This is a genomic window from Burkholderia sp. JPY481 (assembly GCF_038900515.1).
In the GTDB taxonomy this organism is placed as follows: Bacteria; Pseudomonadota; Gammaproteobacteria; order Burkholderiales; family Burkholderiaceae; genus Paraburkholderia; species Paraburkholderia youngii.
In genome coordinates, this window is sequence record NZ_JAYMRT010000002.1 from 808,944 (window position 1) to 835,308 (window position 26,365).

28 protein-coding genes and 5 pseudogenes are annotated in these 26,365 nt (G+C 62.4%); 18 read left to right on the top strand and 15 right to left on the bottom strand.

Features of this window, described 5'->3' with window-relative positions; all coding sequences use genetic code 11:
* The first annotated feature begins 236 nt into the window (after nt 1-236).
* The 3 genes from VSR82_RS09210 to pcaC are packed head-to-tail and all read left to right on the top strand — an operon-like array spanning nt 237 to nt 2,811.
* Complete coding sequence (locus tag VSR82_RS09210) at nt 237-1,616, top strand: 3-carboxy-cis,cis-muconate cycloisomerase (RefSeq protein WP_429457722.1); 1,380 nt, start codon at nt 237-239, stop codon at nt 1,614-1,616.
* Nucleotides 1,617-1,621: 5 nt separating this feature from the next.
* Nucleotides 1,622-2,413, top strand: a complete 792-nt coding sequence (pcaD, locus tag VSR82_RS09215; protein ID WP_013092339.1) for a 3-oxoadipate enol-lactonase — start codon at nt 1,622-1,624, stop codon at nt 2,411-2,413.
* Nucleotides 2,410-2,811, top strand: coding sequence for a 4-carboxymuconolactone decarboxylase (gene pcaC / locus VSR82_RS09220; protein WP_013092338.1), 402 nt, complete (start codon nt 2,410-2,412; stop codon nt 2,809-2,811). Before pcaD ends, pcaC begins: the two co-directional genes overlap by 4 nt.
* Nucleotides 2,812-3,085: 274 nt before the next feature.
* Here the strand turns inward: pcaC and VSR82_RS09225 are convergent, their stop codons facing one another.
* The 4 genes from VSR82_RS09225 to VSR82_RS09240 form a co-directional block, all read right to left on the bottom strand.
* Nucleotides 3,086-3,289, bottom strand: a complete 204-nt coding sequence (locus tag VSR82_RS09225; protein WP_368585144.1) for a Sec-independent protein translocase family protein — start codon at nt 3,287-3,289, stop codon at nt 3,086-3,088.
* 117 nt (nt 3,290-3,406) lie between these two features.
* Nucleotides 3,407-3,799 carry a hypothetical protein gene (locus tag VSR82_RS09230; RefSeq protein ID WP_410850609.1) on the bottom strand — a complete coding sequence of 131 codons (393 nt, stop codon included), beginning with the start codon at nt 3,797-3,799 and terminating at the stop codon, nt 3,407-3,409.
* Nucleotides 3,800-3,813: 14 nt separating this feature from the next.
* Nucleotides 3,814-4,203 (bottom strand): hypothetical protein, encoded by a 390-nt coding sequence (locus VSR82_RS09235; protein WP_498857641.1) that lies wholly within the window; start codon nt 4,201-4,203, stop codon nt 3,814-3,816.
* Entirely contained in the window at nt 4,200-4,571 is a 372-nt protein-coding gene (locus VSR82_RS09240) for a tlde1 domain-containing protein (protein ID WP_018433992.1), read from the bottom strand. Before VSR82_RS09240 ends, VSR82_RS09235 begins: the two co-directional genes overlap by 4 nt.
* Nucleotides 4,572-4,835: 264 nt before the next feature.
* Here VSR82_RS09240 and VSR82_RS09245 point away from each other — a divergent pair.
* The 6 genes and pseudogenes from VSR82_RS09245 to VSR82_RS09270 all read left to right on the top strand — a co-directional run.
* Nucleotides 4,836-5,231 (top strand): annotated as a pseudogene (locus VSR82_RS09245) (amino acid synthesis family protein); the annotation flags it as partial.
* Nucleotides 5,232-5,319: 88 nt separating this feature from the next.
* The gene (locus VSR82_RS09250) at nt 5,320-7,272 is read left to right on the top strand and encodes an ABC transporter permease (RefSeq protein WP_429455929.1); all 1,953 of its coding nucleotides are present in this window, start codon (nt 5,320-5,322) and stop codon (nt 7,270-7,272) included.
* Nucleotides 7,269-8,081, top strand: a complete 813-nt coding sequence (locus VSR82_RS09255; RefSeq protein ID WP_368585148.1) for an ABC transporter ATP-binding protein — start codon at nt 7,269-7,271, stop codon at nt 8,079-8,081. The genes VSR82_RS09250 and VSR82_RS09255 overlap by 4 nt, the downstream gene beginning before the upstream one ends.
* Nucleotides 8,078-8,791: an ABC transporter ATP-binding protein gene (locus VSR82_RS09260; RefSeq protein ID WP_498857642.1), complete on the top strand. Its 714-nt coding sequence runs from the start codon at nt 8,078-8,080 to the stop codon at nt 8,789-8,791. Before VSR82_RS09255 ends, VSR82_RS09260 begins: the two co-directional genes overlap by 4 nt.
* Nucleotides 8,792-8,850: 59 nt before the next feature.
* Nucleotides 8,851-9,120, top strand: a pseudogene (locus tag VSR82_RS09265) (c-type cytochrome); the annotation flags it as partial.
* 99 nt (nt 9,121-9,219) lie between these two features.
* Nucleotides 9,220-10,428, top strand: a complete 1,209-nt coding sequence (locus tag VSR82_RS09270; RefSeq protein WP_498857643.1) for an ABC transporter substrate-binding protein — start codon at nt 9,220-9,222, stop codon at nt 10,426-10,428.
* Between the two features lie 96 nt (nt 10,429-10,524).
* Here the strand turns inward: VSR82_RS09270 and VSR82_RS09275 are convergent, their stop codons facing one another.
* Nucleotides 10,525-10,776: a hypothetical protein gene (locus tag VSR82_RS09275; protein ID WP_176125892.1), complete on the bottom strand. Its 252-nt coding sequence runs from the start codon at nt 10,774-10,776 to the stop codon at nt 10,525-10,527.
* A 193-nt stretch (nt 10,777-10,969) separates the two neighbouring features.
* Here VSR82_RS09275 and VSR82_RS09280 point away from each other — a divergent pair, with 193 nt between their 5' ends.
* Nucleotides 10,970-11,494, top strand: a complete 525-nt coding sequence (locus VSR82_RS09280; protein WP_368585151.1) for a DUF6496 domain-containing protein — start codon at nt 10,970-10,972, stop codon at nt 11,492-11,494.
* 102 nt (nt 11,495-11,596) lie between these two features.
* On the opposite strand, the gene aptA is transcribed toward VSR82_RS09280, so the two are convergent.
* A complete protein-coding gene (aptA, locus tag VSR82_RS09285; RefSeq protein WP_410850603.1) occupies nt 11,597-12,925 on the bottom strand; it encodes an omega-aminotransferase AptA in 1,329 nt (442 codons plus the stop codon).
* Between the two features lie 187 nt (nt 12,926-13,112).
* On the opposite strand from aptA, the gene VSR82_RS09290 reads away from it, so the two are divergent.
* A complete protein-coding gene (locus VSR82_RS09290; RefSeq protein WP_429455927.1) occupies nt 13,113-14,528 on the top strand; it encodes an aminotransferase-like domain-containing protein in 1,416 nt (471 codons plus the stop codon).
* Nucleotides 14,529-14,549: 21 nt separating this feature from the next.
* Here the strand turns inward: VSR82_RS09290 and VSR82_RS09295 are convergent, their stop codons facing one another.
* Together VSR82_RS09295 and VSR82_RS09300 are read right to left on the bottom strand one after the other, a co-directional pair.
* Nucleotides 14,550-15,173 carry a LysE family translocator gene (locus VSR82_RS09295; RefSeq protein WP_429455926.1) on the bottom strand — a complete coding sequence of 208 codons (624 nt, stop codon included), beginning with the start codon at nt 15,171-15,173 and terminating at the stop codon, nt 14,550-14,552.
* 421 nt (nt 15,174-15,594) lie between these two features.
* Nucleotides 15,595-16,152, bottom strand: coding sequence for a tyrosine-type recombinase/integrase (locus tag VSR82_RS09300; protein WP_429455925.1), 558 nt, complete (start codon nt 16,150-16,152; stop codon nt 15,595-15,597).
* A gap of 160 nt (nt 16,153-16,312) precedes the next feature.
* Between VSR82_RS09300 and VSR82_RS09305 the strand changes: the two genes are divergently transcribed.
* Nucleotides 16,313-16,471 (top strand): hypothetical protein, encoded by a 159-nt coding sequence (locus VSR82_RS09305; protein ID WP_429455924.1) that lies wholly within the window; start codon nt 16,313-16,315, stop codon nt 16,469-16,471.
* 167 nt (nt 16,472-16,638) lie between these two features.
* Here the strand turns inward: VSR82_RS09305 and VSR82_RS09310 are convergent, their stop codons facing one another.
* Nucleotides 16,639-17,163, bottom strand: coding sequence for a hypothetical protein (locus tag VSR82_RS09310; RefSeq protein ID WP_429455923.1), 525 nt, complete (start codon nt 17,161-17,163; stop codon nt 16,639-16,641).
* Between VSR82_RS09310 and VSR82_RS09315 the strand changes: the two are divergent.
* Nucleotides 17,138-17,540, top strand: a pseudogene (locus VSR82_RS09315) (tyrosine-type recombinase/integrase); the annotation flags it as partial. The gene VSR82_RS09310 and the pseudogene VSR82_RS09315 overlap by 26 nt on opposite strands.
* 281 nt (nt 17,541-17,821) lie before the next feature.
* Here VSR82_RS09315 and VSR82_RS09320 read toward each other — a convergent pair.
* A pseudogene (locus tag VSR82_RS09320) lies at nt 17,822-18,055 on the bottom strand (Rossmann-fold NAD(P)-binding domain-containing protein); the annotation flags it as partial.
* Nucleotides 18,027-18,158 carry an NAD(P)-binding domain-containing protein gene (locus VSR82_RS09325; protein ID WP_429457793.1) on the bottom strand — a complete coding sequence of 44 codons (132 nt, stop codon included), beginning with the start codon at nt 18,156-18,158 and terminating at the stop codon, nt 18,027-18,029. The pseudogene VSR82_RS09320 and the gene VSR82_RS09325, both read right to left, overlap by 29 nt.
* A gap of 107 nt (nt 18,159-18,265) precedes the next feature.
* On the opposite strand from VSR82_RS09325, the gene VSR82_RS09330 reads away from it, so the two are divergent.
* Nucleotides 18,266-19,015, top strand: coding sequence for a LysR family transcriptional regulator (locus tag VSR82_RS09330; protein ID WP_429455922.1), 750 nt, complete (start codon nt 18,266-18,268; stop codon nt 19,013-19,015).
* A 268-nt stretch (nt 19,016-19,283) separates the two neighbouring features.
* Here the strand turns inward: VSR82_RS09330 and scpC are convergent, their stop codons facing one another.
* Both scpC and VSR82_RS09340 read right to left on the bottom strand, forming a co-directional pair.
* Nucleotides 19,284-20,795 carry a succinyl-CoA:acetate CoA-transferase ScpC gene (gene scpC / locus VSR82_RS09335; RefSeq protein ID WP_429455921.1) on the bottom strand — a complete coding sequence of 504 codons (1,512 nt, stop codon included), beginning with the start codon at nt 20,793-20,795 and terminating at the stop codon, nt 19,284-19,286.
* A gap of 119 nt (nt 20,796-20,914) precedes the next feature.
* Nucleotides 20,915-21,220, bottom strand: coding sequence for a tetratricopeptide repeat protein (locus VSR82_RS09340; protein WP_429457720.1), 306 nt, complete (start codon nt 21,218-21,220; stop codon nt 20,915-20,917).
* Between the two features lie 138 nt (nt 21,221-21,358).
* On the opposite strand from VSR82_RS09340, the gene VSR82_RS09345 reads away from it, so the two are divergent.
* The 4 genes and pseudogenes from VSR82_RS09345 to VSR82_RS09360 all read left to right on the top strand — a co-directional run bounded on the left by VSR82_RS09345 (nt 21,359) and on the right by VSR82_RS09360 (nt 24,581).
* Nucleotides 21,359-21,637: an ArsR/SmtB family transcription factor gene (locus VSR82_RS09345; protein ID WP_429455920.1), complete on the top strand. Its 279-nt coding sequence runs from the start codon at nt 21,359-21,361 to the stop codon at nt 21,635-21,637.
* A pseudogene (locus VSR82_RS09350) lies at nt 21,606-21,818 on the top strand (methyltransferase); the annotation flags it as partial. The gene VSR82_RS09345 and the pseudogene VSR82_RS09350, both read left to right, overlap by 32 nt.
* A gap of 914 nt (nt 21,819-22,732) precedes the next feature.
* Complete coding sequence (locus tag VSR82_RS09355; RefSeq protein WP_429455919.1) at nt 22,733-23,386, top strand: isochorismatase family protein; 654 nt, start codon at nt 22,733-22,735, stop codon at nt 23,384-23,386.
* Nucleotides 23,387-23,567: 181 nt separating this feature from the next.
* Nucleotides 23,568-24,581 carry an SLAC1 anion channel family protein gene (locus VSR82_RS09360; protein ID WP_429455918.1) on the top strand — a complete coding sequence of 338 codons (1,014 nt, stop codon included), beginning with the start codon at nt 23,568-23,570 and terminating at the stop codon, nt 24,579-24,581.
* A 561-nt stretch (nt 24,582-25,142) separates the two neighbouring features.
* Here the strand turns inward: VSR82_RS09360 and VSR82_RS09365 are convergent.
* Nucleotides 25,143-25,949: an HAD-IIB family hydrolase gene (locus tag VSR82_RS09365; RefSeq protein WP_429455917.1), complete on the bottom strand. Its 807-nt coding sequence runs from the start codon at nt 25,947-25,949 to the stop codon at nt 25,143-25,145.
* A 207-nt stretch (nt 25,950-26,156) separates the two neighbouring features.
* Nucleotides 26,157-26,365, bottom strand: a 209-nt coding sequence (locus tag VSR82_RS09370) for a hypothetical protein (protein ID WP_498857644.1), incomplete at its 5' end; no start/stop codon positions are given.

A 26,365-nucleotide genomic window follows, 5' to 3' on the forward strand; every position in this document is an offset into this window, starting at 1 on the left:
ATCTGAGGGCAGCATTGCACGAACGGGCCAGCGTTGACGAGGCAAATTCTTCGTCAGCGCTGGCCTGGCAACTTGAGCGACAGCCTGCCCGCGTTTGGCGCACAATACGCAGCACAAAGTGCGGCATACGCACGGCACGAACGCGCTATGAGCGCTGGTTCACCGCGGTGTCTGCTTCGAACCGCCGCGCGCCGCGCCGCTTCTTCACTTCCGATTTCCTCAACATCGTCGTCACCATGCTCGACTCCAGCGCCCGTCTGACTGGCCTTCTTTGCGGCACACAGCCGATGAACGACATCTGGGCGCCGCGTGCCACGCTGCAGCGAATGCTCGACGTCGAAGCCGCGCTCGCGCGTGCCTCTGCCGGGCACAAAGTCATTCCCGAATCAGCTGTTCCCGCGATCGAAGCAGCCTGCCAGGCCGACCAACTCGACGCCGACGCGCTCGCACGCGACGCCGCGCTCGGCGGCAACCTCGCGATTCCGCTCGTCAAGCAACTGACCGCACGCGTCAAAGCCGCGGACGCCGAAGCGGCCAAATACGTGCATTGGGGCGCGACGAGCCAGGACATCATCGACACCGCGACGGTGCTGCAACTTCGCGACACCTTCGACCTGCTCGACAGCGGCCTGCAAGCCACCTGCGACGCGATCGCGAAACTCGCGGCCACCCATCGCGCGACGCCGATGATCGGCCGCACATGGCTGCAACAGGCGCTGCCGATCACGCTGGGTCTGAAGTTCGCGCAATGGCTAGACGCGCTGCTGCGACATCGCGATAGGCTCGATGCGCTGCGCGAGCGCGTGCTGGTCCTGCAATTCGGCGGCGCGGCAGGCACGCTCGCGAGTCTGCGCGAGGCGGCGCCGCAGGTCACGCAGTCGCTTGCCAGGGAACTCGGGCTCGCGGTGCCGACCCTGCCGTGGCATACGCAGCGCGATCGCATCGCCGAGACGGCGTCGCTGTTCGGCATGCTGATCGGCACGCTCGGCAAGATCGCGCGCGATGTCTCGCTGCAGATGCAAACCGAAATCGACGAACTCGCCGAGCCGGCCGCGGCCGGCAAGGGCGGATCGTCGACGATGCCGCACAAGCGCAACCCGGTCGGTTGCGCGGCAGTGCTGGCGGCCGCGACGCGAGCGCCCGGCCTGGTCGCAACCGTGTTCGCCGGTATGGTGCAGGAGCATGAACGCGCGCTCGGCGGCTGGCAAGCCGAATGGGACGCGCTGCCGGATCTCGCGCGTCTCGCGGGCGGCGCGCTCGCGAACATCGAACAGATCGCGTCCGGCCTGAACGTGAACGTGCCGCGACTCGCGAAGAATCTCGACGTCACACACGGCCTGATCCTCGGCGAAGCGGTGATGCTCGCGCTCGGCGATGCGATCGGCCGGCTCGACGCGCATCATCTGGTGGAGCGCGCGTCGAAGGCGGCGATCCGCGACGGCAAGACGCTGTACGACGTGCTTGCCGCCGACGCGGCCGTCACCGAACATCTTTCGATCGAGCGCTTGAAGCAGCTGCTCGATCCCGCTCAATACGTCGGCCAGGCGCACGCATATGTCGACGCCGCGCTGGCGCTTCACACCACGCGCGCGCAGCGCGCCCATTCCAAGGAGTAACCGGCATGCCCTACGCCGCAGTCAACGGCACCGAGCTTCACTATCGCATCGACGGCGACCGTCACGGCCACGCGCCGTGGCTCGTGCTGTCGAATTCGCTCGGCTGCGATATGTCCATGTGGACGCCGCAGGTCGCGGCGTTGTCGAAGCACTTCCGCGTGCTGCGCTACGATACGCGCGGTCACGGCCATTCAGAAGCGCCGAAGGGGCCGTACACGATCGAGCAACTGACCGGCGACGTGCTCGGTCTGATGGATACGCTGAAGATCGCGCGCGCGAATTTCTGCGGCATTTCGATGGGCGGCCTGACCGGCATCGGGCTCGCCGCGCGTCACGGCGACCGCTTCGAGCGCGTCGTGCTGTGCAATACGGCCGCGCGCATCGGCTCGCCGGAAGTCTGGGTGCCGCGCGCTGCGAAGGCACGCTCGGAAGGCATGCTCGCACTCGCCGACGCGGTGCTGCCGCGCTGGTTCACGGCAGACTTCATCGAGCGCGAGCCGGTCGTGCTGGCGATGATCCGCGACGTGTTTGTGCACACCGACAAGGAAGGCTACGCATCGAACTGCGACGCGATCGACGCGGCCGACCTGCGTCCCGAAACGCCGGGCATCAAGCTGCCGACGCTCGTGATCAGCGGCACGCACGACCTCGCCGCCACGCCCGCGCAGGGCCGCGAACTCGCACAGTCGATTCCGGGCGCACGCTACGTCGAGCTCGACGCTTCGCATATTTCCAACATCGAGAAGGTCGACGAGTTCACGAAGACCGTGCTCGACTTCCTGACGGAGGCAAAATGAACGATGAAGACCGTTACGAAGCCGGAATGGGCGTACGTCGCGCGGTGCTGGGCAACGCGCACGTCGACCGTTCGCTCGCGAACCGCACCGAGCTGACCGAGGAGTTCCAGAACCTGATCACGCGCTATGCGTGGGGCGAGATCTGGACGCGTGAAGGTCTGCCGCGTCATACGCGCAGCTTGCTGACGATCGCGATGATGGTTGCGTTGAATCGCAGCGAAGAACTCGCGCTGCACCTGCGCGCCGCGAAGAACAACGGCGTGACGCGCGAACAGATCAAGGAAGTGCTGCTGCAGACCGCGATTTATGTCGGTGTGCCGGCGGCCAACTCCGCGTTCCACCTGGCCGACAAGCTGTTCCGCGAGGACGATGCGGCGGCCGCGGCGGCGAAGTCGTAAAGACCGCGCGCTCGTAGTTTTCGGAGCCAATCAGCAAACGCGCGACGGATGTTTCCGTCGCGCGTTTTTTTATGCGGCGATCGTCGCTACGACGCTTGCCGGCACCTGCACGCACACCGGGCACAATACAGTCTTCTTGATCACCTCGCGTCAATGCGCGAGCGTCGCGGCGCGCCGGATCAGGTCGAAGCTGACGGCAGGCGTGCTCACGGTAGGAACGCTTGCGGTAGCGGGCGGCCATTTCAGTTCGACCGTTCAGACCGGACGCGAAAGGTCAGGACTGTCTTGAGTTCAATGCAGGCCAGTGGGCCAGTGCAATGAACCACAGCAGAACGACGTTCACCACCGGAATGAAGGCAAGCAGCGACCAGGCTCCCGCATATCCCGCCTTCTTCAGGATCAGCCATAGCGGGATTATCTCCGCGATAACGACAACAAGAACGAACACCAGCCAGTGCCAAATGGAAAGAGCGGCCACGCCTACCTCCATCTTTAAAATTGACGGGCAGAGATAAGTATAACGACGCAAGGCCGAATCCTTGCTCAATGTAAAAAAGACCCACGCGAAGCGGGTCCGCGTCTGACCCGGCGCGAGTCACTCGATCTGCCTGTACCGAGTGTCCCCGCTGACACGCTGCAACTGTTTCGAAACGATAAGAAACTGTTCGTCGCTAATCGTGCACTCCAGTTCGCCTATCTCATACACAGCAACCAGCTTGATCTTATTTCCATTTCGCTCCTCAAAGGTGATCTGATAGACCCCGCGCCACTTTTGTTCGCCATCTTCGTATTTACCGATCTTCTCGGACGCCAGTCGCACGGCTTTTGTTTTCGTAGCATCGAAATCCAAGGAGAGGATGTCTGTTTTTCTCACCGCCATCTGGGCCACATAGGCCGGAAATCGGTCGCCGCATGGGGGGTATGGGCCGGTTTCCGCCAAGCATAGCGCGGGAAAAGATAGCAGTAGGACTGCAAAAGCGTGTTTCATGGATTCAAAGGGCCTCACTCTATCTGCTTGAATACTCTATCGGCGTCGCCTGATGGCAAATGACCTGAAACAATAAAGACGTCAACCCCACCAATCGAGCATTCAAATTCGCCTGCTGCTTCGTTTACGGCAATCACTTTGATCTTATTTCCGTTTTTTTCTTGGAAGGTGATGTGATAGACCTCGCGCCACATCTGTTCGCCATCCTCATATTTACCTATTTTTTCGGACGCGAGTTGAACGGCTTCGGTTTTCGTATAGTCGATGCTGCCAAGCATGCCAGCGCTTTTTAGTCTCCCTTCTGCGATGTTCGTCGGCCACCTGTCGCATGGCGGATTCGGTCTACCTTGCGCAAAGCATAACGCGGGAAGGGAAAGCAGCAGGACTGCGAGAGCGCGTTTCATGGATGTTCCACCCTAAGCATTCTGTCCCCACTGTCCCAGATTTGCTTCCGGAATGGCAGGCGAAGAACGATACATCCATTTGACGCGTTACCGGGTTCCTTCATGCTGTCGCCGTGGATCATGAAACCATCGCGCCCGCCCAGGCTCGTTCCCGCAACGGGGTTGAGCCGCATCGAATGCGGTCCGGTTTTGGGGTGTGGAAACGGTGCCGTAATTTCATACAGGCCAACGGGGATCGGTCCTTTGTCGCGGACGTACTGGCTACTGTGTCTATCCTTGTGCTCGCCCTTACCGGAATATCCGGTATCTGTGACGTATTTGTCGTCGTGATACAACAAGTGGCTCTCATGCTTGTAAATCCAAACCATCGTCTTTTTCTCATTGGTTGTACGAACCAACGATTAAACCAGACCGACTGGTTGCACACAATTTTTAAGATATGCGTCAGTTTGATCTGCATCCCGATATGGAGATCGTCTACATCTTCGAGATGAGCACGGGCAGCGCGTGCATGCGCGGGTGGGCGGCCTCGCGAAGGGGGCGGTCGTCGGCAAGGATGGCTTGCGCTGAAACTGAAGCGGTGCGCACCAACTCACGGTAAACGGCAATGCAACGAACCTCGCAGAGCGGAGATGGCGATCAGGCTTCGCAAGCTGTTCGTGCACGCAGACCGTCGAGCCGCCCGCGTGCCGTGCGGTCGCGATTGCGGTGATCGATAATGCGTATGCGGGCCGCTACGAGGGCGAAGCTCGACGCGCTGATCGAAGCCCGCGAGGAACCCGGCGCGCTGCTCGGCAAGCGCTGCGTCGAAGCGATCGGCATCGCGCCCGGCGAAGCGCAAAGCTACGGCAAGGGCGGCGATCGTCGGCGAGGCGGGCGAGCTCGAACGTGCGGTCGCGATCCCGCATCCGAAGCTCGGCGCGCCGCTGCGCGCGGCGGTCGCGAGAGGCGCCGCTCCGTTGCCGTCGGCTAAAGAGATCAGCACGCTCGGCACCGCGACCGACGTGCCGCGCGGCCACAAGGACGCCCTTCGCTTGTTGCCCGGGTGATTTCGCTGGTAGTGTCCTGCCTTTGACGCGGGCGCGCATGGTGCCGCCCGCGCTGCCGAGGGTCACGATGCTTTCGAATCTGCTGGTACAACTGGTCAATGGACTCGCCGACGCGTCGACGCTGTTTCTGGTCGCCGCCGGTTTGTCGTTGATCTTCGGCGTGACGCGCATCGTCAACTTTGCGCATGGCTCGTTCTATATGTTCGGCATCTACGTCGCGTACAGCATCGCGAGCCGCTTTGGCCATACCGCGGGCGGCTTCTGGCTGTCGGTGCTGGCCGCCGCGCTCGCGGTCGGGATGCTGGGCGCGCTCGTCGAAATCGTCGTGCTGCGGCGGATCTATCAGGCGCCCGAGCTGTTCCATTTGCTCGCCACCTTTGCGCTCGTGCTGATCTTTCGCGACGCCGCGCTCTGGCTTTGGGGCCCCGACGATCGGTTCGGCCCCCGCGCGCCCCATCTCGCGGGCGCGGTCGACTTTCTCGGGCATCCGCTGCCCACTTACGACATCGCACTGATCGTGATCGGCCCCATCCTATTGCTGCTGCTGTGGTACGCGTTGACGCGCACGCGTTGGGGCACGCTGGTGCGCGCCGCGACGCAGGATCGCGAGATGCTCGGCGCGCTCGGCATCAATCAGGCGTGGCTGTTTACCGGCGTGTTTTTCGTCGGCGCGTTTCTCGCAGGGCTCGGCGGCGCGCTGCAAGGGCCGCGCATATCGGCGAACCTGTCGCTCGACCTGGAGACGATCGGCAACGCGTTCGTGGTCGTCGTGGTCGGCGGCATGGGTTCGATTCCGGGCGCGTTCATCGCGGCGTTGCTGATCGCCGAAATCAAGGCGCTGTGCATCGGCATCGGCCATGTGACGTTCTTCGGCATCGGTTTGTCGCTAAGCCGCTTTACATTGGTGGCCGAATTCGTCGTGATGGCGGTCGTGCTGGTAGTGCGGCCTTGGGGTCTGCTGGGCCGCGCGAGTGCCGCGGTGCGCGCGATGGGTGCGCCGGAAGCGCCATTGCGTCCCGCGGGCAAGCGTCTGAAGTGGCTCGCCGCCGTCGTGTTGCTAGTGCTCGTTCTGGCGCCGCTCGCGGCCAACGCGTTTCCGTATATGCCGGTGCTGCTCGTCGAAATCCTGATCGCGGTGCTGTTCGCGACGAGCCTGCATTTCATCATGGGCCCGGGCGGTCTGCATTCGTTCGGCCACGCAGCGTACTTCGGACTCGGCGCATACGGCGCGGCGCTGTTCCTCAAAGTGCTGAATCTGCCGATGGAAGCGGCGTTGCTGCTCGGGCCGCTGCTCGCGGTGGTCGGCGCGCTCGTGTTCGGCTGGTTCTGCGTGCGCCTGTCCGGCGTCTATCTGGCGATGCTGACGCTCGCGTTCGCGCAGATCGTCTGGTCGGTCGTGTTCCAGTGGGACGACGTGACGGGCGGCAGCAACGGCATTCTCGGACTATGGCCGTCGAGTTGGCTGTCGTCGCCGGTCGCGTTCTACTACCTGACGTTAGCGTGCGCGGTGCTCGGCGTGTGGCTGTTGCGCCGCATGCTGTTCTCGCCGCTCGGCTACGCGATGCGTGCGTCGCGCGATTCCGCGCTGCGCGCCGAGGCGATCGGTATCGACGTGAAGCGCGTGCAGTGGGCGTCGTTCGTGATCGCGGCGTTGTTCTGCGGACTCGCCGGCTCGCTGTACGCGTTTTCGAAGGGCAACATCTCGCCCGAAGTGATCAGCGTGAGCCGCTCGGTGGATGGCCTCGTGATGGTGCTGCTCGGCGGCTTGCAGACCTTGAGCGGGCCGATCGTCGGCGCGGCCGTGTTCACGTGGCTGCAGGACACGGTTGCGCGACAGACCGACTACTGGCAGGCGCTGCTCGGCTTCGCGATCCTGCTGCTGGTGATCGCGTTTCCGCAGGGAATCGTCGGCTTCATTCGCGAGCGTTTCGGCGACGCGAACGGCGATCAGACCGATAAGTCCAACGGCGGCGCCGCGTCGCCATCGCAACGGACCGCCGCGGTCAAGGAGGGCCTATGAGCCTGCTGCGCGTAAGCGGTCTGTCGCGGTCATTCGGAGGACTGAAGGCGGTCGATGACGTTTCATTCGAGCTCGAAGCCGGTCAACTGCTGGCGTTGCTCGGCCCCAACGGCGCGGGCAAATCGACCTGTTTCAACATGGTCAACGGCCAGTTGCAGCCGTCGTCGGGATCGATCCTGCTCGACGGTCATGAACTCGTCGGCATGCGGCCGCGCGATATCTGGCGGCGCGGTGTCGGCCGCACGTTCCAGATCGCCGCGACCTTCAACTCGATGACGGTGCTCGAAAACGTGCAGATGGCGCTGGTGTCGCGCGAAAAAAAGACCTTCGGTCTCTGGAAACCGGCGGCTGCGCACCATGCCGGCGAAGCGTTCGCGTTGCTCGAACAGGTCGGCATGAGCGAGCACGCGAAACGCGCGTGCGGGGTGCTCGCGTATGGCGACGTGAAGCGCGTCGAACTCGCGATCGCGCTCGCGAACCGGCCGAAGCTGCTGTTGATGGACGAACCGACCGCCGGCATGGCGCCGAAGGAGCGCAACGAATTGATGGCGTTGACCAGGCGTCTGGTGACCGAACGAAAGATCGGCGTGCTGTTTACGGAGCACAGCATGGACGTCGTATTCGCGTACGCGGACCGGATGATCGTGCTCGCGCGCGGCAAGCTGATCGCCGAGGGCGACGGCGATACGATTCGCAACGACCCGCGCGTGCAGGAAGTCTATTTCGGCACCGGCAAGATGTTCCGGCCGCACGCGGCGCTGCAGGACGCGGACGGCAACGCGCGCAATGGCCGGGGAGCGCAGCAATGAGCGAACCGATGCTGAAAGTCTCCGGCCTCAATGCGTTCTACGGCCGCGCGCACATCCTGTTCGACGTCGACCTCGAAGTCGGCCGTGGCGAAGTGGTCGCGCTGATGGGCCGCAACGGCGCCGGCAAATCGACGACGATGCAAGCGGTGATGGGACTGCTGCCGCGGCGCCACGGCGAAGTCACGTTTCGCGGCCAGAACATCAGCGCGCTTGCGCCGTACAAGATCGCGCGCATGGGCGTCGGCTTCGTGCCCGAGGACCGCCGCGTGTTCGCGGATCTGTCGGTGATGGAGAACCTCGACACGGGCCGCCAGCCGCCGCGCGAAGGCGCGCCGCAATGGACGCCGGAAAAGCTGTTCCGCCTGTTTCCGAATCTCGGCGAAATGCCGCAGCGCCCCGGCGGCCAGATGAGCGGCGGCGAGCAGCAGATGCTGACCGTGTCGCGCACGCTGATGGGCAATCCGTATCTGGTGTTGCTCGACGAACCGTCCGAAGGCGTCGCGCCGGTGATCGTCGAGCAGATGGCGAACATGATTCTCGAATTGAAGCGCGAAGGGCTATCCATTTTGTTGTCGGAACAGAATCTGCACTTCGCCGAACTGGTCAGCGACCGCGCATATGTGCTCGAAAAAGGGCAGATCCGTTTCAGCGGCACGATCGGCGAACTCGCACGGAACGAAACGGTGAGGCGCGCTTATCTGAGCGTGTGAATTCATCCAGTAATGCCGGCGAAAGTAGAGGCCGATGGCGCCGATGATAGGCGAGCGCGCGGCTTTTCGGCGCAGATCCGGCGCTCGCGCTGCATACGAACCCGCACGGCGCGGCGCCGGACAACCCGATTCGCGTGATTCTCGACGGCATCGGCTCGCCTGCGCGGCCCGAACTCGGTACGATGCCGGCTTACCGCGAAATTTTGAACGACGCCCAGGTCGCCGGGTTCGTGCCGTACCTGCGCGCGCAGTTCGCGGACGGCAAGCCGGCATGGCGGGACGTCGCCGCGAACGTGGCCAGAATCCGCGCGCAACCGCGCGAGCAATGAGCCGTCGGCCGTCGTCCGCAGGTGCGCGGGTCCGGCGCGCTTGCCCGCCCGTTCGCACGTCTGAAAAAACCACCATTCCTTCTGATTACGGAGTAACGCATGACCACGCGCGCAGGATGGATCTCTCGCCTCATGGTGTCGACCGTGTGCTCGTTCGCCGCGTTCGGCGCGAGCGCCCAGCAGACCATCAAGATCGGCGAGATCAATAGCTACAAGGCGCAGCCCGCCTTTCTCGGGCCTTACAAGCAAGGCTGGAATCTCGCGCTCGAGCAGGTGAACGCGGCCGGCGGCGTGCTCGGCAAGCAACTGGAAGTGATTTCGCGCGACGACGGCGGCAACCCCGGCGACACGATCCGCGTCGCGCAGGAACTGATCGCGCGTGAGCAGGTGCAGTTGCTGTTCGGCGGCTTCCTGTCGAACACGGGCCTTGCGCTCGCCGACTTCGCGAAGCAGAAGAAAATCTTCTTCCTCGCCGCCGAACCGCTGACCGACAAGATCGTCTGGGCCGATGGCAACAAATACACATACCGTCTGCGTCCTTCGACCTATATGCAGGTGGCGATGCTGGTGCCCGAGGCCGCCAAGCTGAAAAAGAAGCGCTGGGCGATCGTGTATCCGAACTACGAGTACGGGCAATCGGCGGTGGCGACCTTCAAGAAACTGCTGACGGCCGCGCAGCCGGACGTGCAATTCGTCGTCGAACAGGCGACGCCGCTTGGCAACGTCGACGCGGGCGCGGTGACCCAGGCGATCGCCGACGCGAAGCCTGACGCGATCTTCAACGTGCTGTTCGCCGCCGACCTCGGCAAGTTCGTGCGCGAGGGCAACACGCGCGGGCTCTTCAAGGATCGTTCGGTGGTGTCGCTCCTGACCGGCGAACCCGACTACCTCGATCCGCTCGGCGCCGAGGCGCCGACCGGCTGGATCGTGACCGGCTACCCGTGGTATTCGATCGATACGGCCGCGAACAAGCAGTTCGTCGACGCGTATCGGGCCAAATATCACGACTATCCGCGGTTGGGCTCGGTGGTCGGCTACTCGGCGCTGATGTCGATCGCGGACGGCATCAAGAAGGCGGGGTCGACCGATCCGGACAAACTCGCCGCCGCGTTCAAGGGGCTCAATGTGCAGACGCCGTTCGGTCCGATCACGTACCGCGCGCAGGACAACCAGTCGACGATGGGCGCGTATGTCGGCGTGACCGGCGTGAAGGACGGCAAGGGTGTGATGACGTCGTACCGCTATGTGGATGGCGCGAGCGTGCAGCCATCGGACGCCGAGGTGAAGAAAATGCGGCCGGCGGATTGAGGACGCGGCGCGCGGCGGTCCGTCGTGACTGCCGCGCGCTGGCCGCGTGAGTGCTGGTGAAGGCGCGTCCGCGGCGGCTTCTGCCGCCGGTGAAACCTACTCTTCCGCGTCGTGCTCCATGACGAAGCGCTTCAGATAAGCGAGCACGGCCGCTTCCATCGCGCGATGATCGGCGGTGTTTTTCGATCCCGCGTTCTCTTCATCGCCGAACAGGGTGGACGGCGCGTTGTGCACGTCCACCTCTTGCCCCTCGCGAAACACGCGAATTTCGTGGACGTCTTCGACGTACTCGGCGATCCAGTGCACGCCCTCGATATGTGCGCCAGCGCGAACCGTAACTATCTTCATGGCTGTCTCCGTGCAAGCGGTCGATTTGAGTTGGCGCCTCGGCGCTGACTCCCGTCCCATGTCCACAACCATACGCCGTCCCGCCCACGCACGCGAGTCCCGCCCGTAACCGCTGCCGGACCAGGGCGCGGACGGGCGTTGCGGCACGCTCGTTGCTGAACTATAAAGGCTCACCCACAACCGGAGAACCGTCATGCCAGAGCAGAAAACCTTGAAGCGTGCCGCGGCCGATAAACGCGCGGGCAAATCAGCGAGTACCCAAGCGGGAGAGTTCATCAAGGAACAGGTGGACAAGGTCCGCGCCGGCAAGCACGGCGTGCGCTCGCCGAAGCAGGCGATCGCGATCGGGCTGTCCGAGGCGCGGCGCGCCGGCGTCGACGTAAAGCCGCCGAAGAAGGGCGCGACGAGCGAGGCGACCCGCAAGAAAGCGCAGAAGGACAGTGCGGCGGGCAAGCACGCGGGCGCTGCAAAGAAGAGCGCGAGCAAGGAGTCCAGTGCTAAACGCTCGCGTGTGTCGGAAAGCGTGCTCAAGCGTGAGAGCAAGGCTGGGGCGTCGTCGGCGGCGATGTCGAAGCAGGCGAAGTCGGCTGCAGCTAAGCGGCCTGCTGCGAGCCGCTCCGCCGCAGCCAAGAAGGCCGCGGCGACCAAAGGCGCGGCTGGACGCTCCGCTGCCGCGAAAAAGGCCGCGCAAACGCGGGCGTCGCGCGCGCATCACTGAGCCTTGCGGCTCGCAAAGCGGCGGCAATGGAAAAGAGCGGCGGCACGCATGCGCGTGCCGCCGCTCTTTCGTTGTCACCCGCTGGCGGGCTTGCCCGCCTTCTTACTGCACCGTCGCCAGCACTTCGCCAACCGTGCGGAAGAGCCGCGCAATCTGCTCTTCGTCGATGATCAGCGGCGGCGAGAATGCAAGGATGTCGCCGGTGAAGCGGATCAGCACGCCCGCCTCGAAGCATTTGACGAAAGCCTCGTAGGCGCGCGCGCCCGGCGCGCCGTCGCGCGATTCGAGCTCGATGCCCGCGACGAGGCCGAGATTGCGCACGTCCTTCACATGCTTTGCGCCGCGCAGCCCATGCGCGGCGGTTTCGAACGCCGGCGCGAGGCTCGCCGCGCGCTCGAACAGCTGGTCGCGGCGGTACAGATCGAGCGTCGCGATCGCGGCCGCGGCCGCCGCCGGATGCGCCGAATAAGTGTAGCCGTGGAACAGCTCGATCGCGCCCGGCGCGCCGCTGCCGACCACCGTGTCGTGGATCGTCCGGCTGGCCGCGACCGCGCCCATCGGTATCGACGCGTTGTTGATCGCCTTCGCCATCGTGATCAGGTCCGGCGTGACGCCGAAGTGTTCGCTCGCGGTCGCCTTGCCGAGACGGCCAAAACCGGTGATCACCTCGTCGAAGATCAGCAGGATGCCGTGCTTCGTGCAGATCTCGCGCAGCTTCTGCAGATAGCCTTGCGGCGGAATCAGCACGCCGGTCGAGCCGGCCACCGGTTCGACGATCACCGCGGCGATCGTCGAAGCGTCGTGCAGCGCGACGATGCGCTCCAATTCCTCGGCCAGATGCGCGCCCCATGCCGGCTGGCCCTTCGAGAACGCGTTGTGTTCGAGGTTGTGCGTGTGCGGCAGATGATCGACCGCCGGCAGCAGCGCGCCCGAAAACGTCTTGCGATTCGGCGCGATGCCGCCGACCGAAATGCCGCCGAAGCCGACGCCGTGATAGCCGCGCTCGCGGCCGATCAGACGCGTGCGCTGAGCTTCGCCGCGCGCGCGATGGTAGGCGAGCGCGATCTTCAGCGCGGTGTCGACCGATTCGGAGCCCGAGTTCGTGAAGAAGATGCGGTCGAGCCCTTCCGGCATCAGCTCGGCAACCTTGGTCGCCGCTTCGAACGCGAGCGGGTGGCCCATCTGGAAGGTCGGCGCGAAGTCGAGCGTCGACAGCTGCTGCGTGATCGCGGCGACGATTTCATCGCGGCTATGACCGGCGTTCACGCACCACAGCCCCGCGCAGCCGTCGAGAATCTCGCGTCCGTCGGTGCTCCGGTAGTACATGCCCTTTGCCGATTCCAGCAGGCGCGGCGCGGCCTTGAACTGGCGGTTGGCGGTGAAGGGCATCCAGAAGGACGACAGATCGTCGATGACGGGGCGCGAAGTCATGGCATCTCCTCGAAGTGGGGGTCGGTTGGGGCTTTGAGCGTAGCCAAACTGTAGTCCTCGCGGTTTAATGGCGGCATAAACAGTTGACGAAGTGTGGTGCCAACTGTGCTGGCGGATTGGCGCGAACTGTCCCGGTAGGCGGGCGGTCCGTGGTTGGTCTTTTTGCCCCTGGTTTTTCGCCCAAAACATGATCGAACTGGACCTTCAACGTGACCGGCGTGCGGCGCCGACGCTCGTCGAACAGGTTGTGCAAGGCTTCGCGCGCGCGATCGACGCGCAATCGCTGCGCGCCGGCGCACTGCTGCCGTCGGTGCGGCAGCTTGCGCAAAGCCACGCACTGAGCACCTTCACGGTTACCGAGGCGTACAACCGGCTCGTGTCGATGGGGCTGGTGGTCGCGCGGCGTGGCTCCGGCTATCGGGTGGCGGCGCGCTCGCCGTCCGCGCGCGCGGCCGTCGCTGATTGGACGCCGCCGAGCCTGACCGCGACGTGGCTGCTGTCCGACGTGTTCGCCGATCACTCGGTGCCGATCAAGGCGGGCTGCGGCTGGCTGCCGAGCGAATGGACCAACGAGAGCGGCCTGCAGCACTCGCTGCGCGCGCTGAGCCGGGTGCCGGCCGCGCGTCTCGGCGACTACGGCCATCCGTACGGCTTTGCGCCGCTGCGCGAGCGCATTGCCGAACAACTCGACCGGCGCGGGCTGCCGGTCGACGTCGCGAACGTGCTGCTCACGCAGGGCGCGACGCAAGGACTCGATCTGATCGTGCGCACGCTGCTGCGCGCGGGCGATGCGGTGATCGTCGAGGATCCCGGTTACTGCAACCTGCTGCAGATCCTGAAGCTCGCCGGGCTGGTCGTGCATGGCGTGCCGCGCACGCCGGCCGGCGTCGATACGGAGGTGCTCGAAACGCTGGTCGCGCGGCACAAGCCGAAGGCCATCTTCGTCAACACCACGCTGCAGAATCCGACCGGCGCGACCTTCGGCATGTCGGCCGCGTTCCGCTTGCTGCAGATCGCCGAGCGCGAGCGCATCTGGGTGATCGAGGACGACGTGAGCCGCGAACTCGCGCCGGCCGGCGCGCCGCTGCTGGCGGCGATGGAAGGCTTGCAGCGCGTGTTGCACGTCGGCGGCTTTTCGAAGACGGTGACGCCGTCGCTGCGCTGCGGCTATGTGGTGGCCGAGCAGGCGGTGCTGCGCGAACTCGCGCGAACAAAGATGGCGGTGGGGCTGACGTCGTCGGAAACGATCGAGCGGATCGTCGACAAGGTGCTGGTGGAAGGGCGTTACGCGCGCCACGTCGAGACGGTCAACGAGCGGCTCAAGCTCGCGCACGTGGCGCTCGAAGAACGGCTCGACGCGCTCGGGCTCGAGGTGTTTCACCGGCCGCGCGCGGGGCTCTTCATGCTGGCGCGCCTGCCGATCGAGGCGGAGCGCGCCGCCGAGGTCGCGACCGCCGCGCTCGCGCACGGCATCTGGCTCGCGCCGGGCTCCTATTTCCGTCCCGACGACGCGCCGAGCGCGTGGTTCCGCTTCAACGCGCCGTATTCGACCGACGACGCGTTGTGGCGCTTCATCGAGCGAGTCGGGCAGGGGGCGTGGTAGACGCGGCGGCGCCTCGGACGCTCAGCCGCCGCGCCCGAACAGCGTCAGCGCGATCGGATACAGCGACCCCACGAGCAGCAGCGCCATCGCGACGTTGAAGATGCGCAGCCGCTTCGGGTTCGACAGGACCTCGCGCATCGCGGTGCCGAAACCGGCCCACACGCAGATGCAAGGAAAGCCGATCACGTAGAACACCGCGGCCATTGCAATTGCGTTCATGCCGAAGCTGTTGCTCAGATGAATCGTCGTCGCGGCGGTCAGCACCATCATCCACGCCTTCGGGTTGACCCACTGAAACGCGATCGCTTCATGAAAACGCATCGGGCGCCGCTCGCCGTTTCTGAGCTTCAGCTCGCCCGACGTGCCGATCTTCCACGCCAGATACAGCAGATAAGCGACGCTGACGACTTCGAGCACCGTGTACAGCACGGGAAAGTGCACGAACGCTTCGCCGAGGCCGACGCCGACCGACAACATCAACAGCGCCACGCCGACGCTGATGCCGGACAGATGCGGCAGCGTGCGGCGAAAGCCGAAATTGACGCCCGAAGCGAGCAGCATCGTGTTGTTCGGACCGGGCGTGATCGAGGTGACGAGCGCGAACAGAACGCCGGCGGGCAGCGCGCTGAGAGTGACGAAAGACATGAGGGATGGGCTCCGGTGTCGCCAACAGAAAACGGTGAAGGTCATTCTAGCGAGCGCCCCCGGTACAGTACCTGTACGGTTTTGAAAATGGTCTCCAGTACGGATCTATGATGACTTGATGAGCAGGGAAACGCCGTCGCACGGCGTAAAACGACACTAATAATTAGATCGCCGCCGCTATTAGTGAGATTTCCGACACCATAGATGAGATTGGATGTGGAAAAGGCGCCTCTGGTTAGCTGTCGTTCGTCGGCGCTCCTTTGGGAAAGATCGGTGAGCAGCCGTAAGCGGACATATCAGCGTCCACACATGAACGACAGCAGTGGCCGAACGGAGCAGTCACGAGCATAGGCAGGTCGGTCACCGACAGGCGTCCGTGGTGGGGTAATGCAGATGCTTTCCTTCGTTTTTCAGCCACGGGTTAAGCTTCGTCTGGAAAACTCCCCTCCACGAACGCCCGCGTCTGCGTCAGATCCGTGCGCGCATAGGCGGCCGTCGTCTGCACCGACGCATGACCGAGCAGCGTCTGCGCCACCGGCAACGGCACCGCGTGATCCACCACCAGGGCGCGAGCATAGCCATGCCGTAACCAGTGCGTCGACGCGGCGCGCAGTAGTGTAAGCGTCTCCAGGTCGCGGGGCGTCACCCTCGTTTCGGCGGCGAGCAGGACGGCCTTGACCTCGTCGTACAGGCCGCTGTGTCCGAGCGCGTCACGCTTCTCGCTGTGGATCCGGGCGACCCGTTCAAAGGGCGACGGGCAGGCCGGCAAGGCGCCCGCGAGCCGGTAGGCGCGCAGTGCCGGCACACACACCGAGGGCAGCGGCACCGACCGGCGCTTCCCGCCTTTGCCCTGCACGTGCAGGGTCCACTGGTCCTGCGAATCCACCTCGAGCCGGGGCAGGCCGTCCGCTTCCGACCACACCAGTTCCGCCAGCCGCACGCCGGCATAGCGGTACAGCGACCCGCGCGCGTGAGCCACGCGCGGCCGGCGGCATCGGGCGCGAGCACCGCGAGCCACCGCGCCGGACTGGAAGGACCGGGTGCGTCCGGATCGGCGAGGGCAGTGACGGCTGTATCCGCAGCGGCCGTGGCGGACACGTGCGCGTGGCCGCGTCGTCCGGCGCGAACCGGAACCGCCGGTGCTGTCTGAGCAGCCGCAGCAGCACGGTGTGAGCCGTCGGTGCGGTATCGCCTGCGGCGACCCGGAGCCGCCCGCGCTCCCAGTACTCGACCGCGGCATCGTGATCAAGCAGCAGCGCGAACACGAGGGGGTGATCGCGTTTCGCGTCGGCCAGTGACGGACATCCGCGCTTGAGTAACGCGAGTGTCCAGCGCGTGTAGACCGGGTGGCCCAGGGCGTCGGCGACATAGGCGAGCGCCGCGTCAATGGTGTCGGGCAGACGCTGCGGGGGCGCGCTGGCCATGTCGAGCCAGCCGGAAAAGCCTGGCAGGCCGGGTGGGCGGTTCATTTCGGGCGGCGCCGTCTGGTGGTCGCCGGCGTCGGCGACGTGCTGGCCGGTTTGCGGTGGGGCGATGACCCGGCAGCGTGGGCGCGGCCGTCGACGGTGGCCAGCAGCGCACGCTGTTCCGCGACCACCGTGGTCAGCGCCGCGACGTCCGCGGCTGCGCGCAGGCGCGCGTCGCGTTCCGCCGCAAGGTCGCCGAGCAGGCGATCCCGCAGCGCTTCGAGCGCCGCCACGCGCTCCTGCTTTTCGGCAACCTGTCCCGTCAGCCGTTCACGCTCGTTCTGCAGCGCGTGGCGCTGGTGCTCCGTCTCCTGCAGCAGCTGTCGGGACAGCCCTTCATGGCGGGTGTGCACCGCGGCGAATTCCCTGGCATGCGCCTCCTTCATTTCAGTGAGCGCGAGCCGGGCCGCGTCCAGTTGCCCCTGCAGGTCAGCGGCGGCCGTCCGGTACGCGTCCGTCCGCTCGGTCAGGCTGCGGCAGTTGGCCCGCAGCGTCGCCCACGTGGTCTCGCGGGCAACTTTCATGCAACAAAAGACGCAACGACCCGTGCAGTTTGAGATCACGGAGCAAACGCGGCAGAGCGTGGCGGCCTGGATCGCTGCTCAACGACTGAAGCCGGCTGACTATCTTTTTCCAAGTCGCCTACATGCGTCGCCGCACTTGTCGACGCGTCAGTACGCCCGCATCGTTCATCGCTGGGTCGCATCAATCGGACTCGATGACGCAGCGTACGGGACACATACGATGCGCCGCACGAAGGCTTCGCTGATCTATCGACGCACCAAAAATCTTCGTGCAGTTCAGTTGTTGTTGGGCCATACGAAGCTCGAGAGTACCGTGCGGTACCTCGGGATTGAAGTCGACGATGCCCTTTGAGATGGCAGAGCAAACTGAAGTCTGATTGCCCTGAGGCCGGTGAGCGGACGCTTGCCGGCCAGGAGCCGCCGGTCGAGGTCGTCGTCCAGTTTGGCTGGACGAGGTCTCATTCGCCCTCGCTCAATGGCCGGTCTCCGGCGAGCAAATTGCGGAGGGCACTGCCTTAACCCGCCCCCCAAGGGGCGACCAACTTTTTCGATAGCGGTCATTCAATTTCATTGCAAAGTTGCGCCGTCCGTTGGTCGCATCCCCGTTGCTTTCGCTTGGTAGCTAGGGTCTACCACAAATTGCCTCGAGCCCTCTACTTCAATGACCAACCCGATAGACGCGACCACTTTGCACGCCTTCCACGCTGCGTCTATAGGCCATTGCCACACGTGTTGCCGGCACGCTTTCGTAGGCGGGAAAGAACGGACCAAACCGGTCCATAGATTCCGTCAGCACTGTCGGGCTAACGGCATTTATGCGGATGCCCCGTGGAAAATCGCACGCAGCAGCACGCACGAATCCTTCAATCCCAGCATTCGACGCTGCGGCGTTGGGTGCGCCCGACACGAATGATTTCGTGTTTACCGCTGCGCGCAAGTTCATCTGCCACGGAACGACCTACGTCTCCACCGGCGCCGATTACGACGATCTTCATAAAACACTCCTTTTCGAGTTCGGGTTGAATCATCAACATTCTTAACCAAACCATTGAGGTGATAAATGTGCTCCAATTTCCAACACTACTAGCCCATAGTTAGCAATATGGACAAACTGCGCGCGATGGAAACCTTCGTTGCCGTCGTGGAGGGAGGCAACTTCACCGAGGCGGCACAACGGCTGCAAATATCGGCCGTAATGGTCGGCAAGTATGTGCGTGAACTTGAAGAGCGTCTCGGCGCGCGCTTGCTGGAGCGCACCACACGACGGCAAAACTTGACTGATGCTGGTCGCGTTTTCTATGAAGACGCCAAGCGTGCGCTTGAACATGTGCGTGCGGCTGAGACATCGATCGAACGGTCACGCGCGTCGCCATCCGGCACATTGCGGATAAGTGCTCCGATCACCTTTGGCTCCTGTGTCATCGCTCCTCTAGCCGCGACTTTCCAGCAGATCTATCCGCGCGTGCGCATTGAACTGGAATTGAGCAATCGCGTCGTCGACCTTATTGACGAGAGTTTTGATCTGGCCATCCGAATTGGTGAACTAGGCGACACTGACCTGATAGCAAAACCGTTGACCAGCTACCGCATGGTGATCTGTGCGTCTCCGAGTTACCTCGCCCGACATGGCCGTCCAGAGACGCCGCAGGACCTGAGCGAACATCACTGCCTGTCTCACACGGTGTGGAATGGCCGCAACGGCTGGAAACTGAGGGGTGGGGATGGGCCACAGTCTTCGAAGGATCCGGTTTTCACATGCAACGATGGCAACGGTCTACGTATAGCTGCCATCGCCGGTGCAGGATTGTTGCTGCAGCCCGAGGTTGTGGTGGCACGGGAAAACGTATCGTAATGTGAAACCACCCTGCTCTGCGGGAACTGCCTCCACAAGCTTCATCGCATCGACGCGCTTCGTACGGAACGCCCCCAGCCTCGTGCGCCTCGCCGGCAAGCGCTCGCTCGCCCGACGGCCCCAACAGTTTGATGTCGATCCGAATCGGATTGCGTACCTCCGCGCGCGCGCTCCGTTCATCGGCAGCGTAACGGAATAACTGGATGGCTCCTGCCGATCGTTCGACGGAAGGCGCCCAAGCTCCCGATCAAAGCGACGGCGGCTGCGATCAAGGCTTCATATGTCCGGCTTCGGTGAACCTCTGATGCCACGACAAGGCTTCGCCAAGCAAGTGCGGGGTGTGCTTACCCACACTGTCACGGCAGGCGCGGTCGAAATAGTCTCGCAGAAGCGGTCTGTAATCCGGGTGAGCGCAATTGTCGATGACCACACGCGCTCGTTGCTTGGGCGACAACCCGCGCAGGTCCGCCAGCCCCTGTTCCGTGACGATCACGGTGACATCGTGCTCGGTGTGGTCGACGTGGCTGACCATCGGCACGATGCAGGAGATCGCTCCGTTCTTGGCTGTACTCGGCGTAACGAAGCATGCAAGAAAGCCATTGCGGGCGAAATCACCCGAACCGCCGATGCCATTGATGATCGAAGTGCCGGCCACGTGCGTCGAGTTGACGTTGCCATAGATATCAGCTTCAACCATACCGTTGATGGCAATACAGCCCAACCTGCGAACCAATTCGGCGTGGTTGGAGATCTCCTGCGGACGCAGAACGATGCGGCTGCGGTAGTGGTCGATATTGCGGCTGAATTCTTCGACACCTTCCGGACTTAGCGACAAAGCAGTCGCCGATGCGGTTTGGATGGTATCGGTCCTGATCAGATTCAGCATCCCATCCTGAATCACTTCGGTAAACGCAGTAAGCCCTTCAAATCCGCCATCGCGCAGCCCGCTCAACACTGCATTGGCGATATTCCCTACCCCGGACTGCAACGGCAACAAGTGCTGCCCGAGCCTGCCCTTCGCGATTTCGTGCCGGAAGAACTCTACCAAGTGTTTCGCAATTCGAATGCTGCTGTCATCCGGCTGGGCGAATCGGCCCAGCCGATCAGGACCGCGGGTTTCCACAACGGCGATCACTTTCGATGGATCGACGCGCAGGTAGGGCTCCCCAATACGGTCGCCGGGACGGACCAAGGGAATCGGCTGACGATCCGGTGGCAACGTCGTACCGTAATAGATGTCGTGCATGCCATCCAGACCGGCAGGCTGAGCCGAATTCACTTCGATGATGACTTTGTCGGCAAGGTCAAGCCAGGTCTTGTTGTTGCCGACCGATGTCGATGGAATCAAAAGTCCGTCGGACAATATGCCGGAAACCTCGATGACTGCCACGTCGATCTTGCCGAGGAACCCAAACCAGGTGTACTGCGCGACCTGCCCCAGATGGATATCCATGTACTCGATCTCGCCACGGTTGATCCGTGCGCGCAGTTCCGGATCGGACTGATAGGGCAAGCGAAAGTCGATGCCCCCCACTTTGGCGAGCGCACCGTCCAGTTCCGGAGCAGTGGAAGCGCCAGTCAGTATGCGGAGCGCAAACTTTTCTCCGCGGGCATGAGCGTCTTCGATGCGTGCCGCCAGCGCCAGGGGCACCGCCTTGGGGTATCCAGAGCCGGTGAACCCGCTCATTCCGACGGTCATGCCCGGTAAAATGTGGGCCGCCGCCCGATCGGCTGGCATCACCTTGGACACGAGATACGAATTCTGGATGCGCTTTTCCATAGCGATGCCTCTGTCATTGCGGATCCTGGCTCTTAACGAGTCACGCAAGAAAGGGACAGCAAGTGCAATACCTGACCACCGGAAACGGCTGAGGGTCAACCGTCGCGGTTCAAGGTCCATTAGGCGTTGTAGTGGCGGATTGCATGTGTCTGCTGGCCCAGTTCCTCATGAATGCGCGCCGCGTTGAAATGCGCGTCCGCAAAGTCCTGCTTCAGTTCGATGCTGCGCCGGTACGCGATGAGTGACTGTTCGAGGCGGCCTGAGTCTTCCAGCGCAACGCTCAGATTGAAGTGAAGCAGGTGATGGTCCGGGTTTTCTAGCAGGGCAGTGCGCCATACCCCGATAGCCTCGTCGTGACGGCCGCACTCGGACAGCAGGCATCCGAGGTTGAGGTAGGCCTCGAGATAGGCCCGGTCCGAGTCAATGGCGCCCTATAGCCGGATTCGGCGCCGTCGACATCGCCCTCAGCTTCCCTTGCGGCAGCGTCCGCGAATTCGTCGGGCAACGAGGGAAGGTCAAGCAGAAAATTCTTGTCATCTGTTCATTATTTCGATTGTCGAAATATGGAAACGAACCAGACCATCGCCGCTCTGGCGGCACTCGCGCACGAGTCGCGGCTCGCAGTCTTTCGCGCTCCGGTGCAGGCAGGCCCCGAAGGCATGCCCGCAGGCCAGATCGCTACGCTGCTCGATGTGTCGCCGTCGTCGCTGTCCTTCCATCTGAAGGAGCTGTCTCATGCGCAGCTCATCACCAGTCGGCAAGAAGGCCGGTTCGTCTACTACTGCGCGAATTTCGAAACGATCAACGGCCTTCGATCTGCCCGTAGTGGGCCGTTTGTTTGAAGAGTACGTAGCGTCGCACGGCCTGCAGGAACGGCTGCATTTCTATCCGGGCGACTTCTTCAAGAATTCCTGTCCAGCGGCCGATGTGCTTGTGATGGGACACATCCTCCACGACTGGGATCTCGGGCAGAAGCTCGAGCTCCTCGCGAAGTGCTACGCGTCGCTACCTCCCGGAGGTTGCCGCGAGATTCGCAAGCATTCTCAGCGCGCGCGTGCGACATAGCGTCGTCCGCAACGTCGGATGTTCGATGCGGAGCAGTCGACCGAATGGCCACCCGACTGCGATCTCGAACGACGGTTCCTGGCCGGGTCCTGCCGCTAGCGAACGCTGGCTCTTGGCCGCCGCCGTCCCGTCGGCGAGTGCACCAAACCTACCCAACAGGGCCGTTGGGGGCTGGGGCGCTGCAACGGCCGCTATCACGGCAAGAACCGCCGCAGATCACTACTGCGGCGCCAGCTGTCCCGACCGGTAAAGAAGCGGGCCACTGGACCCGCCACCGCTGCGTTATAAATGCAGTTCTACCTTTGCCTCGGCATTTTCGACGATCAAAGACAGCACCCAAACGTTCGACGATACCTCGAGCCGAGCGCGATCGACCCGAGGGTGTTTGCCGCTATCGGCAATATCCGTGCCGGCCCGTGCACCGCTAGCCCCACGATGCAAACGCCTTACAGTGCGTATCGATGAATGACACGTTCTTTTAAAATAGTGACATCACTGTTCATAGTAGAAGAATAAGCGGTGATTAAGCCATTATTCACATGGGATAGGCTTGTCCCATCAGAAATCCTTACTACAATAGTCGAATCACGTTGGCATAGGTCGCTGGCCGCGCTAATTGGCGGAATCCAGTATCTGGGGTTGCTCGCCGTCGGTGGACTGAAAGGGCTATCCTGGGAAATGACCAACATGCTGCGAACGAATTTCAAAATCCCGGTGTTGTCATCTTGTTGTCTTTGTTTTGGCGTGGCTGCTCCCTTATTTCATCTTCCAGATAATCGTTATGGCGATCCTGAGGCGTATGAACGGCGAATAAGGTGCATCAAGGGGGCCAGTTTCGGCGGGCGTCTCAACTCCATTTTTAGGAGCGAATTATGAACTACGATCCAGTCGATACTGCGGTAGTATTCACTGATCCCCAGAACGACGTTCTCAGCCCGAACGGGAAGAACTGGGGCGTTCTTGGCGCAAGCGTGACTGAAAATAAGACTGTCGAAAATATGCTGTCAATCTTCAGGGCAGCGAAAGCCGGTAAGTTCAGTGTTTTCATCTCTCCGCACTATTTTTACCCAACCGACACTAGGTGGCAATTCAATGGGCCGCTTGAGACGGGTGAGTTTCAAACGGGAACGTTCGCGCGAACGGGCGCGTTGAACCTGAGCGGGTTCCAGAAGTCGGGGGCCGACTGGCTGGAGGAATTCAAGCCATTCATTGACGATGGTGAGACTATCGTTGTGAGTCCACATAAGGTTTTCGGTCCACAGACCAACGATCTAACGCTGCAACTTCGCAAGCGCAATGTGCAGAAAGTCGTGCTTTGCGGCATGCCAGCTAATATGTGTGTCGAAGCTCATCTACGCGATCTGATCGAGCAAGGTTTCGAAGTGACCGTCGTCGCCGACGCCACGGCGGGGCCGCGCCATCCGACGTGGGGCGACGGCTATAAGGCAGCACTTGTGAACTACGCGTTTCTCGCACATGCTGTGGTCACGACTCAGGACGTCGTGAAAGCCATGACGCAAGGGTAGTTACTACGGCGCCGATTTTGGGCGTCCTCTACACGATGCGTATGACATAAGCCCATAAGTCCGGTTTCTGGCGCGCATATCGGCCTTATGGCAAGTTCCTGCGCACAGTATCGACATCGTAAAAGAAAGTTTCCATACCTTGATCAGTTCTGCCAGCGTCGCTCACTGGCATGGAGCTCGGATGAGTGCCAACGACCAGGAAATGCAGATGCTCGCAAGTCGTCCGCGCCAGACTGGACAGGCGTTCGACTACCTGCCGATCGGACTATTTGGATCGGTCATGGGGCTGGTTGGACTCGCTGTTGCCTGGCGCGCTGCTTCGCAGATGTATGGCGTGTCGGCTTCGATCGCTGATGGCATCGGAGCTGTCGCCGTAGCGGTCTTCGTCTCGCTGGTTCTTGGATATGGTTGGAAATGCCTGACTGCCTGGCACGCGGTGAAGACGGAGTTTGGGCATCCGATTGCCGGCTGTCTGTTCGGAACGGTAGCAATCAGTCTTCTGCTGTTGCCGATCGTGCTGGTACGTGTAAGCTATGAACTTGCGTTCGGCATGTGGGTATTGGGTGCCGTCGGCATGGTGTTTTTAGCGTGGCTCATCGTCAGCCGATGGATAAGTCGCCGCCAGCAGTTGCCCCACGCTACTCCTGTGTGGATTATTCCGGTCGTTGGCATGCTCGACCTGCCATTGGCGATGCCCGCGCTCGGTCTACCAGCCACTTCGGAACTCGGCGTATTCGCACTCGCGGTTGGGATATTCTTCGCGGTGCCAATCATTACGCTGATCTTTGCGCGATTGTTGTTCGAGGACCCAATGCCGGACGGCTTGCGACCGACATTGATGATTCTCGTTGCGCCCTTTGCCGTCGGCTACTCGGCCTACATCACGGTGACCGGTAGTCATGACCTGTTCGCGGAAGCACTCTACATGCTGACTTTGTTTTTCCTCGCGGTGCTGTTTGGACAAATGCGCTATCTTGCGGCCTGCTGTCCCTTTCGTCTTACATGGTGGGCTGTCAGCTTCCCTCTCTCAGCGTCGGCGATCCGCTCTCTCAGAGTGGCAAGAGAGAACCCCGGTCGTATCACCAATAGCATCGCCTTGCTTCTACTTTGTATCGCCAGCCTTGCTATTGTTGGTATCTTCCTGAGGACTTTGAAGGGGTTACTCTCCGGCGAATTGCGCACCTTGAGTACCTAGACATGCGTATGCAGGGAACAAGCAGCTCTGTGAGCGCCGCGGATAAGCAGGGTGCATTTTTGTCGGGACGGGAAAACCGATAGGCTTGGATATCGGTAAATGGGTTTCCCGGCCATGATGTGCCGGACAGGCCTGCGTGCATCGTGGCAAGAGCGATGCGAACTGAACTCAGAACGTGGCGGCAACCATGCAATTAATAGGAGCTGACTTCGTGCGATGCACCGCAGACCATGTGACCAGCGACGGATAGACGGGCGGGTATCTATTTAGAGGAAGGGCGACTGGCGAAAGCGATGGGGGAAGATTCCGAAAGCCGTTTATTCGTTTGCATTGGAATACCGCACCGATTCGAATGGCCGTTGTGGGGAACGTCAGCGACGTCCGAACGTCGTCAGGCGCGCGCAGGCGAATGGCCGTAGATGGCCCGGGTCCTGCCGCTAGCGAACGCTGGCTCTTGGCCGCCGCCGTCCCGTCGACGAATGCACCAAGCCGACCCTGAGCGGTCCATCGCCGGGTTCGCAGGAAAGGGCGGCGGCAAGTCTAAGAGCAGCCGTTCGATGCCTACAGAGCGGACGCGTCGCGAGCGCTGGTTGAAACTGACTGGAGAATGGCGTTCGCGAACTCCACAAAACCGGCTCCCCCTGGACCACGCGTTATCCATCGAGGGGGAGTCGGTAATTGCGGTAGATAGTCAGTCACCGTGCTCACGCCTGCCGTATGTTTGAAAAACTCGAACATTGGCGCGTCGTTGGTGGAGTCACCAGAATAGGCGACTAATTCGCGCGCTGCTTCAGTGTCAATGCTGTATGTGCTGGCGAGTACTCGCAATGACATCGTCAACTTGTCGTAGCCGCCCAGCCAGCCCAGAACCCAAAGGTTGTTTATCGTCGCATTCGCTCCCGCCTGTCTTAGCGCATCGACGATGCGGTGATCGACGTCGGTTCCTGTGCAGTGATATGCAAGGCTCGTCAACCGAAACACTTGATCATCAGCCTCTTGCGCCTCAGGCACTGCTTTTTCGATGACCCGCGCAATCGACTTTAGTTGTTCGCGGACGTGTTCAATGCTATCGGGCGAATGCCAGTAATGTCGTTCGACGCCATGCCCGTCTGAACTCCGCCGAAAGAACAAGCCGCCATTTTCGGCAATGACACCGTCGACGGGCCACATGCGAGCCATCTGGTCGCACCATCCGGCAGGGGCCGCGGTGACCGGCACCACGCGAATGCCGCGGGCTTCCAGTTGTGTCAGCGCGGTGTACGTCTCGGCAGGCAGGCGGCCTTGATAGGTCAATGTATCGTCCATGTCCGTGAGCACGAATCGGACTGTCGAAAATTGATTTGCTGCTGCCAGGGAAAGGGGCTGCATGGTGACCCGTTAGCAATGGACAGCCGCAAATTATGAAGGGCAATGGGATAGTCGTCTTGTCGAATTGCGCGGATGCTTATCACTATTTGTGGATAGCATATTGTTACGATGCGATCGCGGTGGCCGCTGACGCTGCAAAACCGGACGTCGGTAAGCGCGCATGCCTACGGCCGGTGTTGGCCGATTGGGTGAGGTCGCCAACAGCCGCTAACCGGCAATCCAGTCCTCAAAATGTGAATCTTGCTGACTGACCGGTTTGGGGAAAGCTGTCTGTCCGGAGAGGGTCGAGGGACTAAACCGCTCGCGCGGTAAGGGGCTGCGGCCGGCGGTAGTAGCAATGGAGAGGAAACCGACTCTGTTCTCATGTTGATGGGCGAGGTAATTCGCCTCGCCGTTCAACGGGAGCAGAGTCATGA